The organism is Paenibacillus sp. YYML68, from assembly GCF_027923405.1.
Classification (GTDB): domain Bacteria; phylum Bacillota; class Bacilli; order Paenibacillales; family NBRC-103111; genus Paenibacillus_G.
This window is the reverse complement of the sequence record NZ_BQYI01000001.1, coordinates 4259756-4280000: the sequence shown is the minus strand read 5'-3', so window position 1 is coordinate 4280000 and position 20245 is coordinate 4259756. Positions and strand designations below refer to the sequence as shown.

17 protein-coding genes, 17 tRNA genes and 1 rRNA gene (1 of these 35 only partly in view) are annotated in these 20245 nt (G+C 52.1%); 30 read left to right on the top strand and 5 right to left on the bottom strand.

Annotated elements, in window-relative coordinates:
* From PAE68_RS19160 to PAE68_RS19075, 18 genes are all read left to right on the top strand, one after another.
* Positions 1 to 2791, top strand: a 23S ribosomal RNA gene (locus PAE68_RS19160) (it extends 121 nt beyond the left edge of the window).
* Between the two features lie 104 nt (positions 2792 to 2895).
* A tRNA-Asn gene (locus tag PAE68_RS19155) sits at positions 2896 to 2971 on the top strand.
* Positions 2972 to 2974: 3 nt separating this feature from the next.
* Positions 2975 to 3062, top strand: a tRNA-Ser gene (locus tag PAE68_RS19150).
* A gap of 10 nt (positions 3063 to 3072) precedes the next feature.
* Positions 3073 to 3147 (top strand) — tRNA-Glu (locus tag PAE68_RS19145).
* A 4-nt stretch (positions 3148 to 3151) separates the two neighbouring features.
* Positions 3152 to 3227 (top strand) — tRNA-Val (locus PAE68_RS19140).
* A 9-nt stretch (positions 3228 to 3236) separates the two neighbouring features.
* Positions 3237 to 3313, top strand: a tRNA-Met gene (locus PAE68_RS19135).
* A gap of 38 nt (positions 3314 to 3351) precedes the next feature.
* Positions 3352 to 3428 (top strand) — tRNA-Asp (locus tag PAE68_RS19130).
* A gap of 49 nt (positions 3429 to 3477) precedes the next feature.
* Positions 3478 to 3553: transfer RNA gene (locus PAE68_RS19125), tRNA-Phe, on the top strand.
* A gap of 7 nt (positions 3554 to 3560) precedes the next feature.
* Positions 3561 to 3636, top strand: a tRNA-Thr gene (locus PAE68_RS19120).
* 9 nt (positions 3637 to 3645) lie between these two features.
* Positions 3646 to 3731: transfer RNA gene (locus tag PAE68_RS19115), tRNA-Tyr, on the top strand.
* A gap of 8 nt (positions 3732 to 3739) precedes the next feature.
* Positions 3740 to 3813 (top strand) — tRNA-Trp (locus PAE68_RS19110).
* 16 nt (positions 3814 to 3829) lie between these two features.
* Positions 3830 to 3905, top strand: a tRNA-His gene (locus tag PAE68_RS19105).
* A 24-nt stretch (positions 3906 to 3929) separates the two neighbouring features.
* A tRNA-Gln gene (locus tag PAE68_RS19100) sits at positions 3930 to 4001 on the top strand.
* 7 nt (positions 4002 to 4008) lie between these two features.
* Positions 4009 to 4083 (top strand) — tRNA-Gly (locus tag PAE68_RS19095).
* A gap of 10 nt (positions 4084 to 4093) precedes the next feature.
* Positions 4094 to 4167: transfer RNA gene (locus PAE68_RS19090), tRNA-Cys, on the top strand.
* A gap of 6 nt (positions 4168 to 4173) precedes the next feature.
* Positions 4174 to 4262: transfer RNA gene (locus tag PAE68_RS19085), tRNA-Leu, on the top strand.
* A 20-nt stretch (positions 4263 to 4282) separates the two neighbouring features.
* Positions 4283 to 4359 (top strand) — tRNA-Arg (locus PAE68_RS19080).
* 3 nt (positions 4360 to 4362) lie between these two features.
* Positions 4363 to 4442, top strand: a tRNA-Leu gene (locus PAE68_RS19075).
* Positions 4443 to 4509: 67 nt separating this feature from the next.
* Here PAE68_RS19075 and PAE68_RS19070 read toward each other — a convergent pair.
* From PAE68_RS19070 to glpX, 3 genes are all read right to left on the bottom strand, one after another.
* The gene (locus tag PAE68_RS19070; RefSeq protein WP_281889624.1) at positions 4510 to 5646 is read right to left on the bottom strand and encodes a polysaccharide deacetylase family protein; all 1137 of its coding nucleotides are present in this window, start codon (positions 5644 to 5646) and stop codon (positions 4510 to 4512) included.
* Between the two features lie 66 nt (positions 5647 to 5712).
* The gene (locus PAE68_RS19065) at positions 5713 to 6531 is read right to left on the bottom strand and encodes a sulfite exporter TauE/SafE family protein (RefSeq protein WP_281889622.1); all 819 of its coding nucleotides are present in this window, start codon (positions 6529 to 6531) and stop codon (positions 5713 to 5715) included.
* A gap of 67 nt (positions 6532 to 6598) precedes the next feature.
* Positions 6599 to 7576, bottom strand: a complete 978-nt coding sequence (gene glpX, locus PAE68_RS19060) for a class II fructose-bisphosphatase (RefSeq protein WP_281889620.1) — start codon at positions 7574 to 7576, stop codon at positions 6599 to 6601.
* Between the two features lie 190 nt (positions 7577 to 7766).
* On the opposite strand from glpX, the gene PAE68_RS19055 reads away from it, so the two are divergent.
* The 3 genes from PAE68_RS19055 to moaA all read left to right on the top strand — a co-directional run bounded on the left by PAE68_RS19055 (position 7767) and on the right by moaA (position 10392).
* Positions 7767 to 8438 (top strand): helix-turn-helix transcriptional regulator, encoded by a 672-nt coding sequence (locus PAE68_RS19055; RefSeq protein WP_281889618.1) that lies wholly within the window; start codon positions 7767 to 7769, stop codon positions 8436 to 8438.
* Between the two features lie 35 nt (positions 8439 to 8473).
* Positions 8474 to 9280 (top strand): pyruvate, water dikinase regulatory protein, encoded by an 807-nt coding sequence (locus PAE68_RS19050; protein ID WP_281889616.1) that lies wholly within the window; start codon positions 8474 to 8476, stop codon positions 9278 to 9280.
* A 104-nt stretch (positions 9281 to 9384) separates the two neighbouring features.
* The gene (gene moaA / locus PAE68_RS19045) at positions 9385 to 10392 is read left to right on the top strand and encodes a GTP 3',8-cyclase MoaA (protein ID WP_281889613.1); all 1008 of its coding nucleotides are present in this window, start codon (positions 9385 to 9387) and stop codon (positions 10390 to 10392) included.
* Positions 10393 to 10452: 60 nt separating this feature from the next.
* Here the strand turns inward: moaA and PAE68_RS19040 are convergent, their stop codons facing one another.
* Together PAE68_RS19040 and PAE68_RS19035 are read right to left on the bottom strand one after the other, a co-directional pair.
* Positions 10453 to 10545: a YjcZ family sporulation protein gene (locus PAE68_RS19040; RefSeq protein ID WP_281889611.1), complete on the bottom strand. Its 93-nt coding sequence runs from the start codon at positions 10543 to 10545 to the stop codon at positions 10453 to 10455.
* 151 nt (positions 10546 to 10696) lie between these two features.
* Positions 10697 to 11911 (bottom strand): C40 family peptidase, encoded by a 1215-nt coding sequence (locus tag PAE68_RS19035; protein ID WP_281889609.1) that lies wholly within the window; start codon positions 11909 to 11911, stop codon positions 10697 to 10699.
* A 473-nt stretch (positions 11912 to 12384) separates the two neighbouring features.
* On the opposite strand from PAE68_RS19035, the gene PAE68_RS19030 reads away from it, so the two are divergent.
* From PAE68_RS19030 to PAE68_RS18990, 9 genes are all read left to right on the top strand, one after another.
* On the top strand, positions 12385 to 13578 hold the full coding sequence (locus PAE68_RS19030) for a GNAT family N-acetyltransferase (protein WP_281889607.1): 1194 nt from the start codon (positions 12385 to 12387) through the stop codon (positions 13576 to 13578).
* A gap of 246 nt (positions 13579 to 13824) precedes the next feature.
* The gene (locus PAE68_RS19025; protein ID WP_281889605.1) at positions 13825 to 14127 is read left to right on the top strand and encodes a LiaF transmembrane domain-containing protein; all 303 of its coding nucleotides are present in this window, start codon (positions 13825 to 13827) and stop codon (positions 14125 to 14127) included.
* Positions 14128 to 14170: 43 nt separating this feature from the next.
* Entirely contained in the window at positions 14171 to 14848 is a 678-nt protein-coding gene (locus PAE68_RS19020; protein WP_281889603.1) for a PspA/IM30 family protein, read from the top strand.
* Entirely contained in the window at positions 14848 to 15372 is a 525-nt protein-coding gene (locus tag PAE68_RS19015; RefSeq protein ID WP_281889602.1) for a PspC domain-containing protein, read from the top strand. The genes PAE68_RS19020 and PAE68_RS19015 overlap by 1 nt, the downstream gene beginning before the upstream one ends.
* 2 nt (positions 15373 to 15374) lie before the next feature.
* On the top strand, positions 15375 to 16079 hold the full coding sequence (locus tag PAE68_RS19010; protein WP_281889601.1) for a PspA/IM30 family protein: 705 nt from the start codon (positions 15375 to 15377) through the stop codon (positions 16077 to 16079).
* A gap of 165 nt (positions 16080 to 16244) precedes the next feature.
* Complete coding sequence (gene liaF, locus PAE68_RS19005; RefSeq protein WP_281889600.1) at positions 16245 to 16895, top strand: cell wall-active antibiotics response protein LiaF; 651 nt, start codon at positions 16245 to 16247, stop codon at positions 16893 to 16895.
* 27 nt (positions 16896 to 16922) lie between these two features.
* Entirely contained in the window at positions 16923 to 17999 is a 1077-nt protein-coding gene (locus PAE68_RS19000; RefSeq protein ID WP_281889598.1) for a HAMP domain-containing sensor histidine kinase, read from the top strand.
* A complete protein-coding gene (locus PAE68_RS18995; RefSeq protein ID WP_281889596.1) occupies positions 17980 to 18627 on the top strand; it encodes a response regulator in 648 nt (215 codons plus the stop codon). The genes PAE68_RS19000 and PAE68_RS18995 overlap by 20 nt, the downstream gene beginning before the upstream one ends.
* A 523-nt stretch (positions 18628 to 19150) precedes the next feature.
* Positions 19151 to 20203, top strand: coding sequence for a P-loop NTPase fold protein (locus PAE68_RS18990; protein ID WP_281889595.1), 1053 nt, complete (start codon positions 19151 to 19153; stop codon positions 20201 to 20203).
* Positions 20204 to 20245: the final 42 nt, after the last annotated feature.

The following is a 20245-nucleotide window of genomic DNA, read 5'->3' as shown; positions in this document are numbered from 1 at the left end:
GGGGAACCCGCGTGAGGTAATACTCACGTACCATGTAGTGAATACATAGCTACATTGGAGGCAGACGAGGGGAACTGAAACATCTAAGTACCCTCAGGAAAAGAAAACAAAAGTGATTCCGTCAGTAGCGGCGAGCGAAAGCGGATTAGCCCAAACTTAGCGATTATATCGCTAGGGGTTGTAGGACCTCGATGTGGCAAAAGCTTGTTAGGCGAAGCGGTCTGGAAAGGCCCGGCACAGTAGGTAAAACCCCTGTAGCCAAAAGCGAGCGTATGCCTAGAGGGATCCTGAGTACGGCGGGACACGTGAAACCCCGTCGGAATCCGGCAGGACCATCTGCCAAGGCTAAATACTCCCTGGTGACCGATAGTGAAGCAGTACCGTGAGGGAAAGGTGAAAAGAACCGCGGGAGCGGAGTGAAAAAGAACCTGAAACCGTGTGCTTACAAGAAGTCAGAGCTCGTTAATGAGTGATGGCGTGCCTTTTGTAGAATGAACCGGCGAGTTACGTTTGCAAGCGAGGTTAAGGTGAGAAGCCGGAGCCATAGCGAAAGCGAGTCTGAATAGGGCGAATGAGTTTGTAGACGTAGACCCGAAACCGTGTGATCTACCCCTGTCCAGGGTGAAGGTGCGGTAACACGCACTGGAGGCCCGAACCCACGAATGTTGAAAAATTCGGGGATGAGGTGGGGGTAGGGGAGAAATTCCAATCGAACTCGGAGATAGCTGGTTCTCCCCGAAATAGCTTTAGGGCTAGCCTCGGGATTAGCGTAGCGGAGGTAAAGCACTGATTGGGTGCGGGGCCCGCCAAGGGTTACCAAGTCCAGTCAAACTCTGAATGCCGCATACGTATACCCGGGAGTCAGACAGTGAGTGCTAAGATCCATTGTCAAGAGGGAAACAGCCCAGATCATCAGCTAAGGTCCCCAAGTGTGTGTTAAGTGGGAAAGGATGTGGAGTTGCACAGACAACCAGGATGTTGGCTTAGAAGCAGCCACCATTTAAAGAGTGCGTAATAGCTCACTGGTCGAGTGACTCTGCGCCGAAAATGTAACGGGGCTAAACACACCACCGAAGCTATGGGTCCATTAAGGGCAGTAGGGGAGCGTTGTATGCGGGTTGAAGCTAGATCGTGAGGACTGGTGGACTGCATACAAGTGAGAATGCCGGTATGAGTAACGAAAAGATCAGTGAGAATCTGATCCGCCGTAAGCCTAAGGGTTCCTGAGGAAGGCTCGTCCGCTCAGGGTAAGTCGGGACCTAAGGCGAGGCCGAAAGGCGTAGTCGAAGGACAACAGGTTGAAATTCCTGTACCACCGTGAACCGTTATGAGCAATGGGGTGACGCAGAAGGATAGTGACGCGGACTGATGGATGTCCGTCCAAGCAGCAAGGCTGGTTAGTAGGCAAATCCGCTAACCGTAAGGCTGAGCTGTGATGGGGAGGGAAATAAAAGTACCGAAGGTCATGAGTTCAAGCTGCCAAGAAAAGCCTCTAGCCAGGGAGAAGGTGCCCGTACCGCAAACCGACACAGGTAGGCGAGCAGAGCATGCTAAGGCGCGCGGAAGAACTCTCGTTAAGGAACTCGGCAAAATGACCCCGTAACTTCGGGAGAAGGGGTGCCTCGGTAGGGTGAATAGCCCGAGGGGGCCGCAGTGAAAAGGCCCAAGCGACTGTTTAGCAAAAACACAGGTCTGTGCGAAGCCGCAAGGCGAAGTATACGGGCTGACGCCTGCCCGGTGCTGGAAGGTTAAGGGGAGCGGTTAGGAGTAATCCGAAGCTGTGAACCGAAGCCCCAGTAAACGGCGGCCGTAACTATAACGGTCCTAAGGTAGCGAAATTCCTTGTCAGGTAAATTCTGACCCGCACGAATGGCGTAACGACTTGGGCGCTGTCTCGACGAGAGATCCGGTGAAATTTTAATACCTGTGAAGATGCAGGTTACCCGCGACAAGACGGAAAGACCCCATGGAGCTTTACTGCAGCTTGATATTGGACTTTGGTACGATCTGTACAGGATAGGTGGGAGCCTGAGAAGCCGGAGCGCCAGCTTCGGTGGAGGCGCCGTTGGGATACCACCCTGATCGTATCGGAGTTCTAACCTGGTACCGTGAACCGGTATGGGGACAGTGTCAGGTGGGCAGTTTGACTGGGGCGGTCGCCTCCTAAAATGTAACGGAGGCGCCCTAAGGTTCCCTCAGAATGGTTGGAAATCATTCGCAGAGTGCAAAGGCATAAGGGAGCTTGACTGCGAGACAAACAGGTCGAGCAGGGACGAAAGTCGGGCTTAGTGATCCGGTGGTACCGTATGGAAGGGCCATCGCTCAACGGATAAAAGCTACCCTGGGGATAACAGGCTTATCTCCCCCAAGAGTCCACATCGACGGGGAGGTTTGGCACCTCGATGTCGGCTCATCGCATCCTGGGGCTGAAGTAGGTCCCAAGGGTTGGGCTGTTCGCCCATTAAAGCGGTACGCGAGCTGGGTTCAGAACGTCGTGAGACAGTTCGGTCCCTATCTGTCGCGGGCGTAGGAAATTTGAGAGGAGCTGTCCTTAGTACGAGAGGACCGGGATGGACGTACCGCTGGTGTACCAGTTGTTCCGCCAGGAGCACGGCTGGATAGCCAAGTACGGACGGGATAAGCGCTGAAAGCATCTAAGCGTGAAGCCCCCCTCAAGATGAGATTTCCCAATTCGTAAGACCCCTTGTAGACGACGAGGTTGATAGGTTCGGGGTGTAAGCGCGGTAACGTGTGTAGCTGACGAATACTAATCGGTCGAGGGCTTATCCTACAACGTTTACGAAGTAAACGTACTTCGTAAGCAAATGCTAATAATGAGCATCAGCGTGCTTAGTTTCGTATCCAGTTTTCAAGGCGCAAGTCTTGAAACAATGTTCCCTGATAGCTCAGTTGGTAGAGCACTCGACTGTTAATCGAGTTGTCACAGGTTCGAGTCCTGTTCGGGGAGCCATATGGAGAGGTGTCCGAGTGGCCGAAGGAGCACGATTGGAAATCGTGTAGGCGTCACAAGCGTCTCGAGGGTTCGAATCCCTCTCTCTCCGTAGCAAGTAAGGCCCGTTGGTCAAGGGGTTAAGACACCTCCCTTTCACGGAGGTAACAGGGGTTCGAATCCCCTACGGGTCACCAGTATGGAGGCTTAGCTCAGCTGGGAGAGCATCTGCCTTACAAGCAGAGGGTCGGCGGTTCGATCCCGTCAGCCTCCACCATACTAATATCGCGGGGTGGAGCAGCTCGGTAGCTCGTCGGGCTCATAACCCGAAGGCCGCAGGTTCAAATCCTGCCCCCGCAACCAAACTTCTCTGGATGAATATTCAGAAAGTATATTATCGCGGAGCCGTGGTGTAGAGGCCTAACATGCCTGCCTGTCACGCAGGAGACCGCGGGTTCGAATCCCGTCGGCTCCGCCATTAATTAACTCTTTACTTTTTGTAAAAAATGTTTTAGTATCAAGTGTACGGCTCGGTAGCTCAGATGGTAGAGCAGAGGACTGAAAATCCTCGTGTCGGCGGTTCGATTCCGTCCCGAGCCACCACCATTATGCCGCTGTAGCTCAATTGGTAGAGCAACTGACTTGTAATCAGTAGGTTGGGGGTTCAAGTCCTCTCGGCGGCACCAGCTTCATACGGAGGCTTAGCGAAGTGGCCAAACGCAGCAGACTGTAAATCTGTTCTCTGACGAGTTCGGTGGTTCGAATCCATCAGCCTCCACCACTTTTTTTAGGGGCATAGTTTAAGGGTAGAACAGCGGTCTCCAAAACCGTTAGTGTGGGTTCGATTCCTGCTGCCCCTGCCAATTAAATAGTATTATGGCGGTCGTGGCGAAGTGGCTAACGCATCGGATTGTGGCTCCGACATTCGAGGGTTCAATTCCCTTCGATCGCCCCATACTTACTTACTAGTGTACCATAATGGGGATTAGCCAAGCGGTAAGGCAACGGACTTTGACTCCGTCATGCCTAGGTTCGAATCCTAGATCCCCAGTTTATATGCGGAAGTGGCTCAGCGGTAGAGCATCGCCTTGCCAAGGCGAGGGTCGCGGGTTCGATTCCCGTCTTCCGCTCCATATTAGACATGGCGCCATAGCCAAGTGGTAAGGCAGAGCTCTGCAAAAGCTTTACCCCCAGTTCGAGTCTGGGTGGCGCCTCCATTCTTTGCCGGAGTGGCGGAATCGGCAGACGCACAGGACTTAAAATCCTGCGGTAGGTGACTACCGTACCAGTTCAAGTCTGGTCTTCGGCACCACTCCAAATTGATTATAATATGTGCCCTTAGCTCAGCTGGATAGAGCGTTTGACTACGAATCAAAAGGTCAGGAGTTCGAATCTCTTAGGGCACGCCACTAGCCGGTATGGCGGAACTGGCAGACGCGCGCGACTCAAAATCGTGAGGGAAACCGTGGGGGTTCAAGTCCCTCTACCGGCATTATAAAAGCTCATCAACGTAATAACGTTGATGAGCTTTTTAATATTAGTGACATATATAGTTGTTGTTACTTCGACTTCGCAACATCCAATAGCTTTGTTAGTGGCACGAGTTCATAGCCATCATCTTGCAGCTTTTCAATAATGCGTGGCAAAGCTTTCACCGTGCCACTCAGATCTTGCTTAGGGCCGCCTCCAGAGTGCTGTAATATGATAGCTCCAGATTTCACGCGCTTCAATATGTTAGCCGATACTTGCTCCGCTTTAAGCTGCTTCCAATCCAATGAATCTACATTCCAGTTCACAACTAAGTATCCATTGTTCTTCGCCCACAGCAGCTGACTTTCTGTTATTTCACCATAGGGTGGACGAATGAGCTTAGGAGCGTAGCCGATCATGGGCGACAATACATCCTCGGTTTGATTCACTTGAGCTGCAAAGCTTTCGTCCGACAGCTTCGTAAACAATTGATGAGAATACGAGTGGTTCCCTATGACATGACCTTCGTCTATCATGCGCTTGACGAGCTGTGGGTACTTTTCAGCTTGATTGCCGAGAAGGAAAAAGGTCGCTTTGACCTTGTAGGTTTTCAAAATATCTAGAACTTGTGCCGTATACTTAAGGTCAGGTGCATCGTCAAACGTTAATGCAACCTGCTTGGAGTTCGATGAGCCTTGCAGCTTGATAAATGCAGGATACTTACGGACGAGCTGCGCTAAGCTTAGCTGCTTATTCGTAGTAGCAGCTGTTTTACGGGCTGCCTCCGCCTCTTGAGCTGATTTCTGTTTGGCTTTGGTGGCTGTTGTGAGCTTGCTGTTCGTTGACTTCTTTGCCGCCTCGTGAGCTTCGGATGAGCCTTTAGAATGCGATGCTTCTTCAGCTACTGGGGTGGTTGAAACGTCCTCCTGCTTAGTCGGTGTAGGTATGGCTGCTGGAGGCTGGGTTGCTGCATTTACATTAGAATCATGTGCAGTTAATTTGCGATGAGGCGGTCCATTCGGCTCAATGGCAAGCTTCCGCTCTTGATCTTCACCCTTGTTTAATACCTCTTGACTAGAATCCGCTGCTTCAGTTGCTGGAGAATTATTTGCTGAAGGCGGTGAATCAGGTGACGGGACAGAAGAATGATTACTGTAGGAACAGGAGCTGAGTAATATGCCGATCGCTCCGGTCCATATGAGGAGGCCTCTTGTGTAAGAAGACATACGGATTCCCCCTTAGCTCGTAGTTGTGCTTAGTTTGGAGTAAGGGGGGCAGATTTATGCTTGAGGTTAGGTGAGTCCAGAACCTTCAAATATCATTTTACAAGCGATGAGCAGGAATGAAATTCGAAGTACCCATAGCAGCTTCGTGCTGCTTAGCTTGCTCGCGATCTTGGCGCCCAGGAGGCCGCCAATAATGGCTGTCGGGGCTAGGTATAGAACCATGCCGTAATCGACCTCGCCTAAGCTTGCGTGCATCACTGTTCCCGTAATGGAGGATAGCAGGATGACAAACATGGATGTAGCTGTTGCCATATGGGGAGGATAACGATAGAGCAGCACCATGGCCGGTACAAAAAGAGATCCGCCGCCGATACCGAATAAGCCGGAGATGGCGCCAACCAAAAAGCCGAGTAACAGCGCCGTCGGAATGCTGTACCCGTACACATGCTTATGACCGTTGGAGTCAACGTATGTGCGCTTGATGCTCCAGTTGACCCGTAGCGGGGGGATTCGATCACGGAAGATGAGCAACATGGACATACACAGCATGAACAGGCCAAAGCCGAGCTGAAACGACTGGGCGTCGATGAAGTGCGTCATGTAAGAGCCGAGCATGGCAGCCGGACCGCTCGTCGTGAAGAAGAGCCAGCCGCTGCGAAAGTCGACACGTTGCTGCCGCATGAAGGCGGCTGTGGAGGACAGTGCGGTAAAAATAAGAACAGCAAGCGACGTCCCGACAGCTGTGGAGATCGTGATCGATTCTCCTACGAAAAGCGGTCCTAAATAAACGAGGGCTGGAACAATGATAATGCCTCCCCCAAGACCGACTAAGCTGCCGAACGTCGCTGCTACAAGACCTACTGCGGTATAGAACAATATGCTCATGTTAACCTTCCTCTGTGTTCGTATAGGTTCTTATTAAATATTAACACAGAGAGGCTTAAGATCAATGTTACTTCGATAAGATTTCCTGGAGCAGTTGCTTATTCGGCAAATAGTGACTCGACTGAATGAAGCGAATTGTCCGTGTTTTGGCGCGCATCACGATGGAGTGGGTGTCTGCACGATGATCGGATGTGTAACGAACACCGCTCAAGAACTCACCAGGCGTAATGCCTGTTGCCGCGAATATAACGTCTCCCGTGCCGATCATGTCGTCCATGGACAAGATCCGGTGAGGGTCCTCAATGCCCATCTGCTTGCAGCGCTCAATCTCCTCTTCATTGCCAGGGAGCAGACGTCCGATTAGCTCGCCTCCCAAACAGCGCAGCGCAGCGGCGGCCAGAACGCCTTCAGGGGCTCCGCCAGAGCCTACATACAGGTCAATGCCTGATTCGGACAGAGCAGGCGCGATAGCTCCAGCCACATCGCCATCACTTAGAAGCTTGATGCGTACTCCGACCTCGCGCAGAGTAGCAATTTGCTTCTGATGACGCTCACGATCAAGGATCATGACGGTCAAGTTGCTCAAGGGCTTACCTAGAGCGTCTGCGGCCTTTTGCAAAGTGATCTCAAGAGGATCATCGAGCTGTAGCTTGCCTGTCAACGCAGGACCTACAGCGAGCTTCTCCATGTACATATCCGGCGCGTGCAGCAGCTGTCCTTTGCCAGCTATGGCGATTACAGCAAGTGCATTGTTCAAGCCCTTCGCGACGAGCTCGGTGCCCTCTAGCGGGTCAACCGCAACATCCACCTCAGGACCTTGTCCATTGCCTACAGCTTCGCCTATGTAGAGCATCGGAGCTTCATCCATTTCACCTTCTCCGATGACGACTGTACCGCGAATGGCGACGGAGTCGAACATGGCCCGCATAGCTGTTGTCGCAGCACCATCCGCCTCGTATTTGTTGCCGCGGCCCATCCAGCTGGCAGCTGCAAGTGCAGCAAGCTCCGTGACTCGTACAATTTCCAGTGCTAATTCTCTCTCCATACGTCACAATCCTCCATTACCGTTATCTTTTAGCGTTTATATGAAGTACTATAACACATTTATTATTGAATGTTATGTACTATTAATATTAATTTTCTTTATTGTGATGATTACTTTATTCAATAAGAGGACGAAGATTGGCTATGAGTTTTCGGCTAAATTTGGTACAATCGAACAATACAGACGTTGCTTGTATACGAAGGAGGGACCGGTCATCGAATTAACTGCGCGCCAATTACAAATTGTTGAACTCGTGAAGGCGAACGCGCCGATTACCGGCGAACAGATAGCAGAGCTGCTCGGACTCAGCAGACCTACGCTGCGTTCGGATTTGGCGCTGCTCGTCATGCTCGGTTACATTGATGCCAAGCCGAAGGTGGGCTACACGCCAGGCACCTCTATGAATCCGGGCGCTCATGCGGCCAGGAAGCTCATGGAGCTGAAGGTGAGCGATGTACAATCGATGCCGATTATTATTAAGGAGCAGGCATCGGTGCATGATGCGGTCGTTACCCTTTTTATGGAAAATGTAGGGAGCTTAATGGTGGTCGATGACGATGGTTTCTTGTCAGGCGTCATTTCTCGTAAAGATTTATTGAAGTTTACGCTTGGCAATTCTAATACAGCCGTCATGCCGGTAAGTATGGTGATGACGCGCGAGCCGAATGTGATACATGTGATACCTGATGAAGCGGTAATCGAAGCCGCACGCAAAATGATCCATCATCAGATCGACAGCCTGCCGGTCGTGGTGCCGGCCAAGCTCAGTGGGAGCAGCGGCCGAACACGCTGGGAAATCGTCGGACGTATAACGAAAACGATCATGACCAGCATCTTATTAGATCTGGCGACAGACAGATAACGAGATCGGAAGTAGACGATAAGGAGAACAAGCGTATGAGGGAAGATCAGCATTATCAAATTACGATATGCTCCGATTCGGTAGGCGAGACGGCTGAGGGTGTCGTGAAGGCGACGATCCGTCAGTTCGATGCCCATCAAGTGACGACCAAGCGAATTGGCCATATCAAAAATGAAGACGAAATTCGCAGCATCGTCGAGGAGGCCGCCAAACGAGGAGGCTTCATCGCCTATACGTTAGTGCAGCCGGAGCTTCGGGAAACGATGAAGGAGGAGGCGCTGCGGCTCGGTGTTCGCGCAGTTGATATAATGGGTCCGATGATGGAGGCGTTCGTCGATACGTTCAACGATGCACCGAAGCGGGAGCCAGGTCTTCTGCACAGGCTGGATGAAGATTATTTCAAGCGTGTCGAGGCTGTTGAGTTCGCGGTGAAGTGCGATGACGGACGAGATACGAGCTCTCTGCTGAAGGCTGGACTCGTGCTGGTGGGCGTATCGCGGACGTCGAAGACGCCGCTGAGCATTTTTCTCGCGCATAAAGGGATTAAGGTGTGCAATCTACCGCTCGTGCCGGAGGTAAAGCCGCCTAAGGAGCTGTTCCTGGTGCCGGGCAGCCGCATTGTCGGCCTGACGATGGACGCCGATAAGATGTACAAAATTCGCGAGGAGCGGCTGAAGGCTGTCGGTCTTCCGTTCGGAGCGAAATACGCGACGATTGAGCGCATTCAAGAGGAGCTCACCTATGCGAACTCGCTGATGAAGCAGCTCGGCTGCCTGGTCATTAATGTGACAGATAAGGCGATTGAGGAAACGGCCGGCATCATCATGGGTTATGTGAGATAATCTAACAGGAAACGGAAGAAAGAATCGGGAAGGTGTAGACATCTCGGTTCTTTTTGCTATATAGTTAGAGGATTAAGGGAGTCAGTATGCAGGAGGTGGCCGCAATGTCGCAGCGCTTGGTCGATCGTTATGGACGGGTGCATGATTATCTCCGCATATCAGTGACGGATCGGTGTAACTTACGCTGCGTATACTGTATGCCGGAGGAAGGAATGGAGTTCGAGCCGGAGGCGAATATTCTCACCTTCGAGGAGATTGCTGAGGTGGTTCGGGTTCTAGCTAGCTATGGCGTTCGTAAGCTAAGATTGACAGGCGGTGAGCCGCTTGTTCGTAAAAATGTAGAGAAGCTCGTCGCGATGCTGAATCAGATTCCCGGAATCGAGGATATCGCGCTGACGACGAACGGTATCTACTTCGCTTCGAGAGCAGAGGCGCTTCGTGCGGCTGGCTTGACCCGGATTAATATAAGTCTCGATTCACTTCGATCGGATCGGTTCTCCTTCATTACAAGGGGCGGAGATGTGAGCAAGGTGCTGCAGTCTATAGACGCGGCGAGGCGTGTCGGGCTATCGCCGATTAAGCTGAACGTTGTATTGATGAAGGGCTTGAACGACGATGAGATCGACGATTTCCTTAGGCTGACGCAGGACAAGGAGCTGCACGTGCGCTTCATTGAATATATGCCGATCGGTCACGATGATCAAGGGTGGCGGAGCCGGTACGTGCCCTTGTCGGAGGTTCATGATCGTTGCTCACATAACGGATGGGCGGTGCAGGAGCTTACGGACGCTGTACGCGGCAACGGTCCATCGCGGAACTATAAGCTGGAGGGCGCCGCGGGCTCCTTCGGGCTGATCCATCCGGTCAGCGACCACTTCTGCCAGACGTGCAATCGGCTCAGACTGACGGCGGACGGGAACATTAAGCCTTGTCTATACTGGTCGGACGAGTTCAACGTGCGGAAGGCCATCGGCGATGACAAGGCGCTGGCGGAGCTGTTCTTCCGGGCGCTGGATGTGAAGCCGGAGAGCCACGAGATGGCGAAGGCGCTCGCCGACGAGTCGCAGAGTCACAAGCCGACCGAGCGCAGAATGTCGCAGATCGGCGGATAGCAAGGAAAACCCCCTTCAAGCTGGCAGCAGCTCGAAGGGGGTTTTGGCCTTAGCTATACATTACACCAAGAAAGTGCGGGAAACGATAACAAGCAGGATAAAGAGAACAAGGATAACACCAGTAGTTGTGTACAGTCCGCCTACAGCGCTCATGTGACATCCCCCTTTCCAGTTTCATAATACAGAATATGAACGACAGTAGCCCCACGTATAGACGATCGCCCGATTCGTATAAAAAAAACGTCTGTCTTCCAGAGGAAGACAAACGTCAAGTCGAGGATATGTAAAGGTTAGAAATACCTGATTAATAAGTAGCTCCGCCAAAGAGGAATCGGTGCTCCCATGAAGTGCCAGCGATGCGGTCGATTCGAACGCCGCCGGATTCCTCCGAGTACGTGTGAAGCATCGTGCCGTCGCCGAGGTAGATGCCGACGTGGGTAATCGTCTCCTTCGACTTGTCGATGCCAGCATACTTGGAGGCTGAATTGCCCTTATACGACATGAAGAACAAGAGATCTCCCTTGCGCAGCTTGCTCCAGTCGGTAGACGTCTTGCCGACCGCCTTCACGTGAGAGCCTTGCGTGCGGGAGTTGCTCGGCAGCTGCTGCCCGATCCCTTCCATGAACGCTTGGCGGACGAAGTCCGAGCAGTCGAAGGTGGTCGTGTCGGTACGGCTAGAGCCGAATTCATACGGCACGCCTACATATTTCATTCCGGTATCGATCACTTGCTGAACTGCGGCCGCACGTGTTAAAGATTTGTATGGCTCAACATAGGTGGTGCTTATGTATTTGGAGCTCGTGCTGACGTAGCCGATGTCGCCGTTCTTATCCTGTACGCTGAACCAATACTGGTTATACTTGTCCAGCACGAGCAGCTCCTCACCCTTCGATATGTAACGAATACGAGTGCTGTCTGTCGTCGGTTCGGTCCGGAAGGAGACAGAGCTTACTGCGGTTGCATTCGGCGGCTCCGGGAATAATATCTCCTCCTGCTCAACCTCTACGCTAGCGCCGTTGTTGAATGTCGTCTCGATATACCGCTCACTGGAGCTCACATACCCGATGACGTCGCTTGCATCCATCACCTTGTACCAATAGCTGTTCACCTGCTCCAGCACGAGCACCTGCTCACCCTCGCTCAAGTAGCGAAGTCTGGCATCACTCGTTGAAGGGCCTGTCCGGAACGAGACGGAGCTGACGATCGTCGCATTCGGCTGTACCGCTTCCTTCACTACGATCGACTTGACATATTTGTCTGAGGAGGATACGAAGCCTGTGACGCCTGCTGCATCGCGAACCTCCAGCCAATACGAATTGTATGTATTCACGAGCTCGAGCTGTTCGCCTGTCTTCAGGAAGCGAATGCGCTCGCTGGTGGTAGTAGGCTGAGTACGGAAGTTGACACCCTGCACGACCTCCATCCTCGGAACCTCGACATAATAGGCTGTTGCTTGGAAGGGAACGGCTGCGAAAGCAATGGCAGCGCTTAAGATCACAGAGAGTAGCTTCTTCTTCATCGTGTATTCCTCCTGGCAAGTAAGGTTATTAATGGTCGCTTGCTTAACTAGATGATAGCATAGGATGTTGTCGGATTTTAGAGGAAAAAGCTTACATGCGCTTTATGTGAGCTTGAGAATAATAGTTCTTTTGAATCTTGTGTTCTTGTAGTTTATGTTAATATTTAATAAGCAAGATCGTTATGTATGAATGTTTAATGAAAAATGAGTCAGGATTGTATTGAGAATGCTGGCTGTGTTGAAGAAGAAGCGTAAAAAAATAGAACAAAAGTCACGGACGAAAATGAAGAGCTTGCTGTGCTCAGCTATAAACTTTTTGGAATAATGGAGAGATATTGGTTATATATGTGCTTTCCTGCCTCATGGAGTGTATGATGAAATTGGGCTACAGTGGAAATGGGAGATAGATGCTCGTAGTGTGTTGTGACTGTAATGATGTAAGGCTAGGCTAGGGTCTAAGGGGAGGATGGGGGATGAAGGTAGATCGTGCGGAGCTATCACGCATACCGGAGGAGCATTACGGGGAGTCGCTGGCATTGTCGGAGTTCGCGTTCCAGATGCAGATGTCCGAAGCGGAGAGGACGCAGCGAAGGGCGCTCATGGCGCTGCATGAGCAGTACGGGGCTTATATAGAAGGAAAGCTCGCCGCGAAGCTGATGATCTACAAGCTCGAAGCTTGGGTGCAAGGCAAGCGGCTGGCAATGGGCGGCATTGCCGGAGTGGCATCCTGGCCGGAATATCGGCGTGGGGGACTCGTCGGTAGATTGATGCACCAGGCGCTTGAGACGATGCGGGCGAACGGTCAATCGATCTCGTTCCTGTATCCGTTCGAGTTCGGCTTCTACCGCAAGTACGGGTGGGGGATGTGTGCAGAGAAGAAGCAGTATGAAATTCCGGTTGCTCTCTTGCCGAGATGGAGCATGCCTTCAGGATGTGTCCGGCGTATCGGACACGAATGGGAGCTGCTGCAGCCGATCTACGCGGCATATGCTTCGACCTATAACGGCATGCTGGTTCGAGATGAGAGCTGGTGGACGCACCGTGTGTTCACAATGAAGGCGGGTACAGCTGCCGTCTATTATAACGAGCAAGGCGCTCCTGCAGGCTATGTGCTGTATCAGGTGAGGGAGCGACTGATGAAGGTGCATGAGCTGGTTGCGCTCACTCACGAGGCAAGGCTCGGGCTGTGGCGGTTCCTCGCGGATCACGACTCGATGCTGGATCGTCTGACGATCGAGGTGCCGACTGATGACCCGCTTCCGTTCTTGCTGGACAATCCGCGTATTAAGCAGGAGTTCGTCCCGACCTTCATGGCCCGGATCGTCGACGTGGAGTGGTTCTGGACGAAGTTTCCATTCGTCTCGGGTGTAGAGAGCTCCCTCTATGTAGGTGTGGAGGACCGGCAAGCATCGTGGAATACAGGCGTATGGCGCATTGCCGTCGATGAAGCGGGTACAGCAGCGGTGAAGCGGCAGGAGAGTGCCGAGACGCCGAGTGATATGCCGATCGTTCATTGCGAGCCGCCGGTGCTTGCTGCGATCTTCATGGGCTATCGCCGTCCGTCGTTCTTCCATGAGCTGGGCCTGCTGCATGGGACCCCAGAGGCGGTGGAGCAGCTGGATCGACTGCTGCCCACTCGGAAGACGTATATCGCAGACTTCTTCTAACCTAACTGGCTACGTGCAATCATGAACATCATATATATAGCCTCAGTGCCTGTCATCAGGTGCTGGGGCTTTTTCGCATGTGCGATCGGCATGGGCGGGGTCTTGTTCACGTCTTCGGACGGGGAGGGACTGGACTTTAGTCGGGCTGCAAAACTGGCCGTTGGTTCGTTTTGAACGAGGACGATTTCACCTAGAATAAGGACATAAGGAAGCGACGACGAAACGAAAGGCGGTGAACATGAATAAATGAGATTCACGAAGCATACAGGTGTAGCGCTGGCCCTCATTGTGGTCGGCACGATGATTCTCTTGAACCGAATGGGGCTTGATGTGTGGCACTCGGTCGCAGGTGTCTTGTTCCCGGCGCTGATGCTCGGATTCGGCTACCTCGGTCTGAGGAACGGCAAGAGAATCATCGGCGGAGGGTTGATGCTGATCGGCGGTATCATTCTTCTGTGCAAGATGTCCGGCTTCATCGGGCTAGTTCTTGCGGTCGGACTGATCGCCTACGGCGTGTCGATCATTCGCAAGGAGAAGTCGGTGTACTAACGAGCGTCACAATAATCTATGTAGAAAAGGTGGTAGAGCAGGCATGAGCTTAGGGAAACGATTCCGCGACATCACCGTCGCCCATTTCAACGAAATGCTCGAGCATTCAGAAGACCCGGTACGTCTCATCGATAAATACTTAGGCTCCCAGTCGGAGCACATTCGCGAGTCGGAGCGGCTGCTGCAGCAATGCTTGACGCATGCGGCATCGCTTCGCCAGCAGTATACGTCGGCTGAGCAGCTGCGAGAGCGGCGCGACCAGCAAGCGGTGCTGGCGATGAGAGCGGGCGAGGAGCACATCGCCCGGATGGCGCTGCAGGAGAAGCTGCAGCAGGAGGAGAAGGCGGCGCAGTACAAGGAGCTGTATGAGCAGAGCAAGCTCGGCATCGTCGAGCTGGAGGAGCAGATTCAGCAGCTGAAGGCCGACTTCGACGAGATCGCCTCGAAGCGCAGCTACTATGTGGCAAGGCTCGAATCGGTTCGTCTGCAGCAGCGGATGAACGAGCGAATGCGCTCGATGGGCGCAGGTCCAACGCCGCGAATGTTCGATCGTCTGGAGGAGCGGGTGTCGGATATGGAGCTGAACGCTCGCACGCTTCGCGAGGTTCGCGGTCAGCTGCGGGATGCATGGAGCCATGCCGGCAACGCAGCGGCGGATGCGCTCGAGCAAGAGCTGGAGAAGCTGCGACATAAATTAAAGCAGGAGGGCTGGAATCGCTGATGACTAAACTGTATCGTTCTCGTACGGATCGTAAAATTACCGGACTATGCGGCGGCTTGGCCGATATGTTGGGCTTCGACGCGACGCTGCTCCGACTCATAGTCGCTATTACTGCAGTGTTCACCAGCGGCATTGTGATCTTCATCTACGTATTGGCCGCGCTCGTCATTCCGAGCGAGCCTTGGACGGACGGCGGCGCTTACGCCGGAGGCCAAGGCGCAGGTGCACAAGGGCCTAACGGCGTCCGATGGGACCAGCAATATGACAGCTGGAAAGATTACAAGCGTGCAGAGAAGCATTACCGCAAGGCGCAGAAGTACGGCTGGGGAGCCGGACCTTCGGGATTTTCGCAGGCAGGACCGTCTGCAGGTGCGGCTGGTGAGCCGACGAGCGAGCTGGACGACATGATGAAGGATATCGAGAAGAAGGCGATGCAGAAGGAGATCGAGGAGCTGCGCGCCAAGGTGAAGCGGTATGAGCAAGAGCTGGATCAGAACAATAACAATAATAAGGGAGCGATCTAATCATGGGAGTTTTTTCGAGATTGAAGGATATGACGAAGGCGTCGATGCACGAGCTGCTGGATAAGGTAGAGGACCCGATCATCATGCTCAACCAGTACATTCGTGATATGGAGGAAGAGATTGCAAAGGCCGAGGTAACGGTTGCCCGTCAGATGGCGAGCGAGCGCAAGCTGAAGGAGCGTCTTGAGGAAGCAATCCGCTTGACAGCACAGTACGAGGCGCAGGCGGCAGAGGCGCTCAAGAGCGGTCAGGAGCTGGCGGCGCGCCAGGCGCTGGAGCAGAAGCTTCATTATGAAGCGAAGATTACGGAGTACAGCGAAATGCATGAGCAGGCGAAGGCGCAGGCGGCCGAGCTCGTCGCTCAGCTGCATGAGATGAAGGATTCGTTCTATCAGATGCGCAACAAGCGCAGCGAGCTGATCAACCGTGCTCAGCTGGCGAAGGCGAAGAAGCAGATGGCTGAGGTGACAACGAGCAACGTGATCGAGGGCGGTCATGCGGTGAAGGGCTTCCGCCGTATGGAGGAGAAGATCATGACGCTTGAGGCGGAGGCGGAGGTCGCACGCAAGTCGTACGTCAGCCCTGGCTATGCGGGTACTGTATATGGCTACGGCGCTGTGCAGGACCCGGCGAAGCAGCAGAAGCTCGACGAGCAGCTCAATCTGCTCAAGGAGAAGCTTGCGTCGACGGAGCAGAAGGAAGCTTAACAGCGGACGCAGGCCTGTGTGATCGTGCAAAAAGCAGCTGGAGGCCATCACGCGGATATGTTATGCTAAGTAAGGCAAAAATGGGCAAAAAGCCATACGGTCTGTACAAACAGCCGCTATGGCTTTTGTTGCCATACGAGGATGGGGTTGAAGGGGGGCGGCAGCATGGAACGTAAACGGAACCGGAATATGGGGCTGGTGCTTATTGGTGTCGGCATTTTTTTGCTGGCGAACGATCATCTCAGCTTCCTGACAATCGTCGCCCTCTCTCTACTTATATATGGTGTGTATCAAATTAGAGCTGGTACTGGACGCAAAGGATATGTGTTCATGCTAATCGGTCTGCTGCTGCTAGTCGGTGGGAACGTGCCGCTCATGATCTCTATCGTCTTGATCTCATTAGGTCTGTTCTACAATAAGACGCGCAAGCTGCATCAGGATGACAATCATTATCGCAAGCAAAGTCTGATCGACAGCATCCGCTGGGGCCGGGAGCCGTGGATATTGCGCAATATGTCAGTCTGGAACGTGCTGGCTGAGATACAGATGGACTTGACCTATGCGATACCGGAGCAGAAGGAGACGACGATCGTGCTGCAGGGCATCGTGGGCGATCTCGATGTGATCGTGCCGGAGGATGTCGGCTTGTCGGTCACGGCATCGGTCTTTATCGGACAAACGAGCATAGGCTATGATAAAGAGGCGGGCGTCATGAATCGCCTCGTCTGGCAGTCGCCCAACTATTGGACCGCGGACCGGCAGGTGAAGCTGGAGCTGTCCTACGTCGTTGCAGATGTAGATATTAAGATTGTGTAAATATAGAGCGAGCTGGAGGAGTCTACAATGGACGGCCATGAGAAGCGGTTGACCAACATGATATGGCGAAGTATGGCGGAGTCGATGGGGCTCAGCCTTATTTTGTTTGCGGTCATCGTCTACTTCCTCCAGGCGAAGGGGTACTTGCGCCCGTTCCAGTCGTGGCTGGAGGGGGTTATGCTGAGCTTGACCCTCATTATGATTACGGTGCTGATCGGAGCGGTGTACGGGCTATGGTCGGCTGGACGTATCAAGCGGCGTCTTGAGCAGCTTCGCGAGGCGATGCTGCTGCTGGAGAAGGGCAACCTGAGCCGCACCGTACCGCCGCTTGGCGAGGATGAAGTCGGGCGGCTAGGTGAGCAGCTGAACCGGATTACGAAGAAGTGGGAGGAGCAGGTGTCGTCGCTGCAGCGTCTGTCCAGCAGCAACGCGCAGCTGGCGCAGAAGGCGAAATATTCGGCGATCGTCGAGGAGCGGCAGCGGCTCGCGCGGGAGCTGCACGATGCGGTGAGCCAGCAGCTGTTCGCGATCTCGATGACGGCGACGGCGGTCGGGCGGACGCTGGACAAGGACTTTGATAAGGCGCAGCGTCAAATTCATCTGATCGAGGAGATGGCGTCGGTGGCGCAGTCCGAGATGCGCGCGCTGCTGCTGCATCTGCGTCCGGTTCATCTGGAGGGCAAGCGATTGTCGCAGGGGCTCGTCGAGCTGATGCAGGAGCTGGCCGCCAAGGTGCCGATGCAGATCGACTGGGAGATGGCTGATGATATACGGCTGCCGAAGGGGATCGAGGATCATCTGTTCCGGATCGCCCAAGAGGCGATGTCGAATGCGCTGCGCCATTCGAAGGCGTCGAGGCTGGAGCTGCGGCTATCGAATTCGTCATCGGATATGGTCAGGCTGCTCATCCGTGACGACGGGATCGGCTTCGATCTCGATACGAAGAAGCAGGCGTCATACGGCATCGTGACGATGCGGGAGCGGGTGAACGAGATCGGTGGGTCGATGAACCTGATTACAGCTCCAGGCAAAGGAACGCGGATCGACATTCGTGTCCCGATTCTGGAGGAAGGAGAGTCCGAGCATGGAAGAGATGAAGATTAAGGTGCTGCTCGTGGACGACCACGAGATGGTGCGTATTGGCCTTGCTGCCGTACTCGGTACCGAGGACGATATTGAGGTGGTGGGCGAGGCGAGCGGCGGTCAGGAGGGCATTCGGCTCGCGCTGGAGTACCGTCCTGACGTCGTGCTGATGGATCTCGTCATGGAAGGGATGGACGGGATCGAGACGACGCGCCGATTGCTCGAGCAGCATCCTGACTGCAAGGTGATCGTGCTGACGAGCTTCATAGACGATGCGAAGATTTACCCTGTCATCGAAGCGGGAGCGTTCAGCTATTTGCTGAAGACGTCCCGCGCTGCCGAGATCGCGCAAGCGATACGCTCTGCCGTGCGCGGACAATCCGTGCTCGAGCCGCAGGTCGCCTCGAAGCTAATGAATCGGTTCCGCCAGCCGAAGCAGGAGGCGATGCCGCACGAGGAGCTCACCGACCGCGAGATGGAGGTGCTGCGGCTCATTGCCTCCGGCAAGTCCAATCAGGACGTGGCGGACGAGCTGTTCATCGGCGTCAAGACGGTGAAGTTCCACGTCACGAACATTCTCGCGAAGCTGGGCGTGGAGGATCGGACACAGGCTGCGATCTACGCGTTCAAGCAGGGCTTGGTGGAGTAGGCAGCTGTAAGGCTCGGTCGTTGTTGGTGAAAAAGGAAGGACGATACGCAGAAAGCTTCGGCTTGTGCGGTATCGTCCTTGTTGTGTTGTGGCGGTGGCACGAATATATCCAGTACATTTCGAAAGAATAGCGCTCGAAAAAGGGGCTAGAACAAACGCGATTATTTCTTCATATTTGCCGCCAGTTCTCAAAATGATGGCGAGCATCCACTCCCTTCAATAAGACGGGGGTTTCTTGTCATGAGGATTTGATTCGAATGGTTGCAACTTCTCATAAAAGACTTACCGTAGCAGGTGTGGAGAATTCGACGCCCACATAGGAACTAAAAGGTCCATAACCCATATATGATAATAAGAAGGTAAAGGATACTTGCCTCTATAAACCTAGTTCATGATATGAGCGTAGTTTATTGAAACTCCCTCCCGTTTACAAATTTTGATAAATAATATAAAATATTTGAGTCGTATGAGTAAGCATCTCTGCGACTCTTTTTTCTTTAATATGTTTAGTGTGGAGGTAGCAATGAACCAAAAAGAAGTTGTAAATATTTTAAAACTAATCTATGAAGAGAATGCTGATAATAATCCTTGTATATTTATTGATGGGGATTGGGGTGTTGGTAAAACATATAGTATTAATAGCTTAAAAGAAGAAGAAAATGAAGAAATCAAATTTAAATATGTTTCAGTTTTTGGTAAGAATGAACTCGAACAAATTGAAAAAGACTTAATTATGCAGTTACTGACTATAACCAACAAAATGAATAAGATTAAAGATAACAATACAATTAAACTATTTGGGAACATTGTTACTGAGGCTCTAAAAATAGGTGGTATAGATGTAAACTTTAGCGACTTACTAAACAACTTGAGAATTGAGAATATCGGCCCAAAATTTGGTGAAAGAGTAGTATTATGCATTGATGATTTAGAAAGAAAGTCCCCTAATGTTGAGATTAAGGATTTACTAGGGTTAATTGAAAGGGCATCTACAAATTACAGTGTTATTTTTATTGCTAATTCAGCTAAATTTGACCATGATGATAGAGAAACATTAAATGAATATAAAGAAAAACTGATAGATTTTCAATTTACGATAAATCAAATCGATTTAGAAACACTCGAAAAAGTTGCACATTTAGGCAGTAACGGCTTGAGCATCGAAATTCAAAAATCAATATCCCGAATATATTTAAATAATTTGAATGACGAGCTTAATCAAGGAAAACGGTTGAACAACATCAGACAGTTTAGAAAATGTATAGAATTAATACAACGAATCAGTGATGTTGTTGTAGAAATGAAACATCCAAATGATAGTTTTGTTATAGACGAAGATATAGTGATACTTTGTATGAAAGTTATTGATGAATATTTCCATTCAAGTCCAGAAGATACAAAGAAGAACTGGCTGACTACAAATTATAAGAAAGCTATGTATGATGCATTTCGCTCAATTTTCTTGTTTGAACCATACGATGATACAGTATTACAGGATTACCTTATTCAAAATAGTGAAATTAGCAAAGACGTTAGGAAACTATATTCAGGTTCAGTAGCGTTGCATAAATCATGACATCTAAAATGGTGGAATATTCAGAAATTAGTTTTCAAATTC

Excerpts from the sequence above, each read along its gene's own strand:
- PAE68_RS19070 (WP_281889624.1), bottom strand. The coding sequence starts at position 5,646 with ATGTCTTCTTACACAAGAGGCCTCCTCATATGGACCGGAGCGATCGGC.
- PAE68_RS19065 (WP_281889622.1), bottom strand. The coding sequence starts at position 6,531 with ATGAGCATATTGTTCTATACCGCAGTAGGTCTTGTAGCAGCGACGTTC.
- glpX (WP_281889620.1), bottom strand. The coding sequence starts at position 7,576 with ATGGAGAGAGAATTAGCACTGGAAATTGTACGAGTCACGGAGCTTGCT.
- PAE68_RS19050 (WP_281889616.1), top strand. The coding sequence starts at position 8,474 with ATGAGGGAAGATCAGCATTATCAAATTACGATATGCTCCGATTCGGTA.
- moaA (WP_281889613.1), top strand. The coding sequence starts at position 9,385 with ATGTCGCAGCGCTTGGTCGATCGTTATGGACGGGTGCATGATTATCTC.
- PAE68_RS19040 (WP_281889611.1), bottom strand. The coding sequence starts at position 10,545 with ATGAGCGCTGTAGGCGGACTGTACACAACTACTGGTGTTATCCTTGTT.
- PAE68_RS19035 (WP_281889609.1), bottom strand. The coding sequence starts at position 11,911 with ATGAAGAAGAAGCTACTCTCTGTGATCTTAAGCGCTGCCATTGCTTTC.
- PAE68_RS19030 (WP_281889607.1), top strand. The coding sequence starts at position 12,385 with ATGAAGGTAGATCGTGCGGAGCTATCACGCATACCGGAGGAGCATTAC.
- PAE68_RS19025 (WP_281889605.1), top strand. The coding sequence starts at position 13,825 with ATGAGATTCACGAAGCATACAGGTGTAGCGCTGGCCCTCATTGTGGTC.
- PAE68_RS19020 (WP_281889603.1), top strand. The coding sequence starts at position 14,171 with ATGAGCTTAGGGAAACGATTCCGCGACATCACCGTCGCCCATTTCAAC.
- PAE68_RS19015 (WP_281889602.1), top strand. The coding sequence starts at position 14,848 with ATGACTAAACTGTATCGTTCTCGTACGGATCGTAAAATTACCGGACTA.
- PAE68_RS19010 (WP_281889601.1), top strand. The coding sequence starts at position 15,375 with ATGGGAGTTTTTTCGAGATTGAAGGATATGACGAAGGCGTCGATGCAC.
- liaF (WP_281889600.1), top strand. The coding sequence starts at position 16,245 with ATGGAACGTAAACGGAACCGGAATATGGGGCTGGTGCTTATTGGTGTC.
- PAE68_RS19000 (WP_281889598.1), top strand. The coding sequence starts at position 16,923 with ATGGACGGCCATGAGAAGCGGTTGACCAACATGATATGGCGAAGTATG.
- PAE68_RS18995 (WP_281889596.1), top strand. The coding sequence starts at position 17,980 with ATGGAAGAGATGAAGATTAAGGTGCTGCTCGTGGACGACCACGAGATG.
- PAE68_RS18990 (WP_281889595.1), top strand. The coding sequence starts at position 19,151 with ATGAACCAAAAAGAAGTTGTAAATATTTTAAAACTAATCTATGAAGAG.